Origin of the sequence: Nostoc sp. JL31, from assembly GCF_017114965.1 — a bacterium.
Lineage (GTDB): Bacteria > Cyanobacteriota > Cyanobacteriia > Cyanobacteriales > Nostocaceae > Nostoc > Nostoc punctiforme_A.
On the sequence record NZ_JABXKO010000025.1, the window covers coordinates 1 to 5721 of the forward strand.

The 5721-nt window shown below is 40.8% G+C and carries 5 protein-coding genes; 2 read left to right on the forward strand and 3 right to left on the reverse strand.

What is annotated here, in order from left to right; genetic code table 11:
• Positions 1 to 174: 174 nt before the first annotated feature.
• The gene (locus HWQ43_RS04695) at positions 175 to 1275 is read left to right on the forward strand and encodes a tetratricopeptide repeat protein (protein ID WP_292730792.1); all 1101 of its coding nucleotides are present in this window, start codon (positions 175 to 177) and stop codon (positions 1273 to 1275) included.
• Positions 1276 to 1543: 268 nt separating this feature from the next.
• On the opposite strand, the gene HWQ43_RS04700 is transcribed toward HWQ43_RS04695, so the two are convergent.
• Both HWQ43_RS04700 and HWQ43_RS04705 read right to left on the reverse strand, forming a co-directional pair.
• Positions 1544 to 2239, reverse strand: coding sequence for a TrkA family potassium uptake protein (locus tag HWQ43_RS04700; protein ID WP_292730785.1), 696 nt, complete (start codon positions 2237 to 2239; stop codon positions 1544 to 1546).
• 153 nt (positions 2240 to 2392) lie between these two features.
• Positions 2393 to 3727 (reverse strand): TrkH family potassium uptake protein, encoded by a 1335-nt coding sequence (locus HWQ43_RS04705; protein ID WP_292730787.1) that lies wholly within the window; start codon positions 3725 to 3727, stop codon positions 2393 to 2395.
• A 264-nt stretch (positions 3728 to 3991) separates the two neighbouring features.
• Here HWQ43_RS04705 and HWQ43_RS04710 point away from each other — a divergent pair, with 264 nt between their 5' ends.
• Positions 3992 to 4834 (forward strand): methyltransferase domain-containing protein, encoded by an 843-nt coding sequence (locus HWQ43_RS04710; RefSeq protein WP_292730788.1) that lies wholly within the window; start codon positions 3992 to 3994, stop codon positions 4832 to 4834.
• A gap of 385 nt (positions 4835 to 5219) precedes the next feature.
• Here the strand turns inward: HWQ43_RS04710 and HWQ43_RS04715 are convergent, their stop codons facing one another.
• Entirely contained in the window at positions 5220 to 5519 is a 300-nt protein-coding gene (locus tag HWQ43_RS04715) for a hypothetical protein (RefSeq protein WP_292730790.1), read from the reverse strand.
• Positions 5520 to 5721: the final 202 nt, after the last annotated feature.

The following is a 5721-nucleotide window of genomic DNA, read 5'->3' on the forward strand; positions in this document are numbered from 1 at the left end:
CCCAGCCATACACAGATACACCCCTCTCATACGAGAAGTAGATTACCATATTTCGGTATTAGTGGGATAGGTTCACAAGAGTTAGAAGTTAAAAGTTGGAAATTGGGAATTTTTTCTTTCGTGGTGGGTACTCTGACTTATGAGGAGTTAAAAATAAGTACAGGTCTGCTATTAATGTCTGAAAAATACCTATTTTCTCATTGGTTAAATTTATTTTGTCAGGTAACACTCGGTGGCTGTTCTGCATTTTTGCTCTTGGCTGCACCGACAATTACTAATTTCCCAGTTAGCAAGCTGCTGGCAGAAACTGCAATTTCTCAGGATCTCGAAGCAGCTAGCTTTTTCCAGCAGGGAGTCACACGCTATAACCGCCAAGACTTACAAGGTGCAGAATATGCCTTTCGTCAAGCGTTGCAGCGAGATCCTAACCTTGGGGTAGCACGGAATTTTCTCGGTAATATATTTATGGAGCAAAATCGCCTGGATGTAGCTTTACAAGAATTTACAGAGGCGATAAAAGTTAATCCCAATTTTAGCGAAGCTTATTACAACTTAGGGTTAGTGTTGCATCGACAAGGAGAAAAAGATGCAGCGATTACGGCTTATCGCCAGAGCTTGGTGATAGATTCCACAAGGGTGGCAGCGCTGTATAATCTGGGTTTGTTGCTGTATGAACAAGGAAAGTTAGAGGAAGCGATCGCTGCATACCAAAAAGCAATTAATCTAGATGGCAGCAATGCCAATGCTTATCTTAACTTAGCGATCGCCTTGCAACAACAAGGTCAAATAGAGCCTGCGATCGCCAATTATCGCCAAGCTTTGAAGCTAGATCCTAAAAATGCCACAGCCTACAGCAATATGGCAAATTTGCTAGCAATGCATGGTCAAGCTTCTGAGGCTATTTCTGTTTATCGGCAAGCTATTCGCCTAAATCCAAAAAGTGCCTCAGTTTACTATAACTTGGGAGTAACTTTATATAATCAGGGCGAGTTCAAAAAAGCCAGTGGAGTCTTGAAACGCGCTCACAATGAATATCGTGAGCAAGGCAACATTGAACAAGTCCAGAAAATTGAGCAGTTAATGCAGCAAATTGCTCAGAAAAGTGGGCAGCAGCAACCTCAAGCCAGTCAAACAGCTACTCCTTTTCAGAGTTCAGATTCTACAGTACAAACACCTGAGCCACAGACGCAAAATCAACCAGAAACGCCCGCGAACCCTGGCGATGTGCCTGTCTCAGTTGAACCACAATCCACTTCAACAAGTCCCGGACAATAAAAAACTTAGAATTAAGGCGATTTGCAAAAATGCAAAATTTGCCCACCCTGCGGGATCTTGCTACATCTCCCAACCCCTTCTCTCAATTTTGGGAAAAGGGGAACGAATTTCAAAGTCCCTCTCCCAAGCTTAGGAGAGGGATTTAGGGTGAAAGCTCATTGATTTATGCAATAAGTCTATTCTCTATTAAAAAGTTTTGGAGATTAAGTTTGAGTAAAAGTTGCACACGGCAGAACTCCTAACTTTTTATTCCTAACTCCTAACTTTTTTAAATCGGCAAACGATTAATATCTTTATTGCAACCAATAACAACCATTGCTGAACCACGCTCTAAACGCTTGGTAGCATCAGGATTAATTTGAAATTTCCCATCCTGGCTTACTGCTAGTAAATTTAAACCGTAGCGGTTACGAAGTTGAAGTTCGGTGATGGTTTTGCCGTGAAATTCATCAGGCACAATCAACTCTACAATACTATTATCTGGGTCGAGGTCAAACCGATCTAGAATTGCTGGTTTGGTAAGAGTACGCGCTAGGGCACAACCCGCTTCATACTCAGGAAAAACAACATGATCTGCTCCTACTCGCCGCAACAGTTTACGATGAACTTCACTAGAAGCTTTAGCAACTACGTGAGGTACACCAGCCTCTTTCACATTTAGGGTGGTTATGATGCTTTCTTGAACGTAGTTGCCAATCGCGACAATTACAGTATCAAATTCAAAAATTCCAGCTTCTTTGAGGGCGGCTGGTTCTGTAGAGTCTAGTTGCAAAGCATGACCAACTATTCCCTCGGTCAATGCTTCTGAAACTCGTTTTTCATCAATATCTGTTGCCAGCACTTGATAACCAAAATTGTGCAGTGTGTAACAGACAGACCTTCCAAAGCGACCTAACCCAATTACAGCAAATTGCTGGTTATCTTTACGTAAACTGCGAAAAAAACTTAATGATGACAGATTCACCCTTTTTATCCTTATTATGGCTCCCTGTATTTAGGGCAAAAAACGTTTATACCGCTTGAATTAAAAATTTTATTTTTTGCCTTAGAATGTATATTTTATCAGTTTGGGCATTGGTTATTTTTTCTCTCGCACTCTGTATGCCCTCTCCTCTAACTATCCCACGAGTAAATTTTCTTCAGGATAGTGAATTCTAGTAGGACGGGGATCTCCTAGTACGGCAGACATCAGTAGCAAAACACCTACTCTGCCAACATACATCGTGACAATTAAGATCAGCTTTGCCGCTGTAGAGATAGTTCCTGTAATGCCTGTAGAAAGCCCCACCGTGGCGAAGGCTGATACTACTTCAAACAAAATTTGAATAAAATCTAATGTTGGATCTGTGAGGCTAATTAAAATCGTGGCGAAAATCACGGTCGCTACCGAGCCTACTAACACACCTACAGCTTTCAAAATTAAAGTTATTGCTATCTTGCGATCGTACAACAAAACTTCTTCTTTCCCCCGAAGAATCGTTTTCGTACAACTGGTTAGAACTCTCAAAGTTGTTGTTTTCATCCCTCCTCCTGTTCCACCTGGACTTGCACCAATAAACATTAGTGCAATCGTAATAAATAGACCAGCCGTAGTCATTTTGCTAATATCAATAGTGTTAAAACCAGCAGTTCTAGGAGTAACTGATTGGAACCAAGCTACTAATATCTGGTCACGGAAATTTAGAGAGCCAAATGTTTCAGGGTTTCTGATTTCTATACAGAAAAAGGCTATTGTTCCGATGAATAATAATATAATGGTTGTACTGGTTGCAACTTTGAAATCCAGAGTAAATACTTGGGTTTGAATTTTTTTGTGAATGCGATCGCGCAACCAAAGATACATTTCCAAAATTACCTGATAGCCAATTCCACCAAAGATAATCAACATAGAGATGGTGAAGACTACTAAGAAGGATGACTGATAACCAATTAAGTTATCTTTAAATAAACTAAACCCAGCATTATTCCAAGCATTGATGCTATGAAAAATCGCTAACCAAAGCCCTTGACTCCACCCATACTCTGGAACAAAAGCTGGTAGAAGTAAGAAGACTCCGGTAATTTCAAAAATTAAAGTTGTGGCAATAATTGAACGGATAACTTGGGAGCTACCACTCATCCCTGGTCGGTCTAAAGCTTGTTGAATGGCGATTTTTTGCCGCATATCAAACTTACGACCAATGAGCAAAATCAGAAATGTGGTGGTTGTCATGTAGCCCAATCCGCCAATCTGAGCTAATAGGGCAATAAATACCTGACCCCAAAAGGAAAAATAAGTACCAGGATCGACTACTGATAAACCTGTGACACAAACTGCGGATGTGGAGGTAAATAGTGCCACAATCAGGTTATTCCATGTACCATCGCTAGTTGAAAAAGGCATCATCAACAGGATAGTACCAACAGCAATGACAGCCAGAAACCCCAAACAAATTGTGCGAGCGACAGTCATAATTAATTCAAAATTCAAAATTCAAAAAGTCAGATTTAAAATGGGTTGCCAGATTCTTTAAGCTGTAGACCGATTTGGAAGAATTGACATAAATTCGACTCAGTAAAGTTTATTAAGGTAAAAGTGAGAAATTTTTCCCAGGAGGATAAATCTTGGCTTACTTTCTCTGGAACTAAAAATACCCTTATTTAATTAAAAACATACATGGTAGCCTTACCTGTATGTTTTTTTTGAATTCTACTTCGTCTCAATACTACTTTTTTCATGAGTGCAACACTTTACCAGCAAATTCAGCAGTTCTACGATGCTTCCTCTGGTCTGTGGGAACAGATTTGGGGCGAACACATGCACCACGGCTACTACGGTGTCGATGGCAGCCAGAAAAAAGACCGCCGTCAAGCTCAAATTGATTTAATCGAGGAACTGCTCAATTGGGCGGGGGTACAAGCAGCAGAAAATATCCTCGATGTGGGTTGTGGCATTGGTGGCAGTTCTTTATACCTGGCAGAAAAGTTTAATGCTAAGGCTACAGGAATTACTTTAAGTCCTGTGCAAGCTGCGAGAGCAACGGAACGCGCAACGGAAGCGAATTTGGGTCTGAAAACTCAGTTTCAGGTCGCCAATGCTCAAGCAATGCCCTTTGCTGATAATTCTTTTGACTTGGTTTGGTCGCTGGAAAGCGGCGAACACATGCCAGATAAAACTAAGTTTCTCCAGGAATGTTATCGGGTATTGAAACCTGATGGCAAGTTAATTATGGTGACTTGGTGTCATCGACCGACTGATAAGTTACCACTGACGGCGGATGAAGAAAAGCATTTGCAGGATATTTATCGGGTGTATTGTTTGCCTTATGTGATTTCTTTACCAGAGTATGAAGCGATCGCACGTCAACTTCCATTAAATAATATCCGCACCGCCGATTGGTCAACCGCCGTTGCTCCCTTTTGGAATGTAGTCATTGATTCGGCATTTACTCCCCAAGCACTTTGGGGCTTACTCAATGCCGGTTGGACTACCATTCAAGGAGCATTATCGCTGGGATTGATGCGTCGCGGTTATGAGCGCGGGTTAGTTCGGTTTGGTTTATTGTGCGGGAATAAGTAGAAACAAGACCGCGCTGTTTCACCACAGCGCGATCGCACTACAATTTAAAAAATTCAATGACGGCTAATATCATACCTTCAGAAACCTTACTTTGCTGTGAAATTGCCTATAATGCCACCAGCTTCGAGCGAACACCTAAAAAGTGTACCTGTTTCGCTATTCCCATCAGGCCCATCAAATACAGAAAGAGTACCAAGATTCAGGGTTTGCCAATTTTTTGGACCAGAAGTAGTATAAACTAGAGAACTAAACGCGGCACCGTTTCCAACACCATTAATCGAAACTGCTTGACACGAGCTGAACCTATCCCACTAATAATATTTGTGCTACAAAGCTTAAGCTTATTGAGAAATGAAAACGAAAAATCAAGGTTTTCAAGCACATTTTACGAAAAGAAGTAGGGATTTTTAGAATAGTGGGATAGGTTCGAGCTATTATTTCCATAAAGTCTGACTGACGTTGGGTGAGAACCTGTTGATAGTTGCAGGGTTCCTACGACTTGAACACTGTAACTACAGTTATTGATAATTCCCCCATAACTCGAAGTGCTTAAACATGAATTATCTTGGGGAAAGGAATTCTTCATAGTAGCTCCTGGCCCCGTTACTGCCAAAGCTTGGTTCGCCACTAAGCTTGCGACTCCAGCCAACATACTCACAAAATAACCTTTTATAAAAAAGCGCATTATTTTTAACTCCAATTGTGTAACTTATTTCAGTTTCATAATTGAATTTACCTAAGAATTAAGCACGTTTTTGACAAAGTTATTCTGTCGTTACAATACTTTTTCAGAACTTTTTCATATAATATTTAAGCTGTCAAAGACTTTGAACCCACATTCCGCAGGTGCACTCGTAAATGCTGTATTTTTGAAAATGACGTAAATG